We start from the raw sequence: 1,157 nt of genomic DNA on the forward strand, positions 1-1,157 counted from the left end.
GTTGAGACTCCGGGGCGGAAAGAAACTCGACTATCCGGTCTAGGGGCTTCCTTGGTTGCCCCGAAAAAGGGGAGGGGGGCTCGTCAAGAGGAGTCGTTATTGCAGCCAGGAGACCCAACAGCAACACCCCCTCAGTAAGCTTCTTCCTCTAAATAGAGGGTATAAACGTTCACAGTATCCCCACCAGCAGCGGCAAAACAATAGTCTAGATACATCAAGGAATCTAGGGTAATGGGAACGTTTAGCATGCCACTAATGAGGTCCGCGCCTGCGGTTTGCTCGAAAAGGTTCACGAGGTCAGTACCGAGTACACCACTCGAGTCACGCACTGCAAAATTAGTGATGGTTGCGGTGGTGCCGCTGCGCCTGTCCCCATGTGTGGCTAGGATATGGTATCGCTTACCACTTGGAACCTGAAAAACGTTCTTCCAGCCCGTAGAAGATACAGTAAGGATATCACGCCTTATCTTAGGGGTCTTGAGGAGCTCGTCGGCAGAGGTTACAAGGGTGATGCCCTCGTTTAAGTAGAGGGGGATTGTTGGGCTACCCTCCATTTCAGTTGTATCAAACTTATTGTTGAGCCGCCCAACTAGGTTAACATTGACCTTTTTCATTCAAACACCCTACCTAAGGAGTCCAAGTTAGTACGCCATTGATGGGGTTCGTGGCTGGCGCATCAACGACATACATGTGGATCCTGGTGCCTGCCGGAACGAAGTTACCCCCTAGAGGCATAACGTCATCCATGTTTGGGCATCCAGTGTTTGTGTTGTAAAACTGCCCAATCTCAACGGTATCAACTAACAGCCTCATCTTTGTATCGAGAGCTGCAGCCGAACCCTTGAGACCAAAGCCGGTTATAAATCGGTTATAACCGACCTGCTGCCACCATTGACCGTCTGCTATGTCATAGTCCACAACTGCAGTAGCAGCTGCCACGCTGAATTGTCCTACTCCCATTCTAATCAACCTCCAACTCTTCTTTTAACTCATCAACGACCGCCTTCCCATCCTTTGAATGGGGGCATCCTTTCGCAGCGAGGTCACCCCAAGTGCAAATAGTCATTCTGCCATTGCCAGCAGACTGTTTATATTTGCATTTGAGACCTGTTCCCGCTGTACATGTACTTTTAGCACACATTTCAACACCTCAATGC

General features: G+C 49.8%; 2 protein-coding genes. Both read right to left on the reverse strand.

Annotated elements, in window-relative coordinates:
* Positions 1–131: 131 nt before the first annotated feature.
* Positions 132–614 (reverse strand): hypothetical protein, encoded by a 483-nt coding sequence (locus tag HWQ67_RS19240; RefSeq protein WP_218254310.1) that lies wholly within the window; start codon positions 612–614, stop codon positions 132–134.
* 13 nt (positions 615–627) lie between these two features.
* Entirely contained in the window at positions 628–960 is a 333-nt protein-coding gene (locus HWQ67_RS19245; protein ID WP_218254311.1) for a hypothetical protein, read from the reverse strand.
* Positions 961–1,157: the final 197 nt, after the last annotated feature.

The sequence above is a fragment of the Candidatus Magnetobacterium casense genome, assembly GCF_019173545.1.
Classification (GTDB): Bacteria; Nitrospirota; Thermodesulfovibrionia; order Thermodesulfovibrionales; family Magnetobacteriaceae; genus Magnetobacterium; species Magnetobacterium cryptolimnobacter.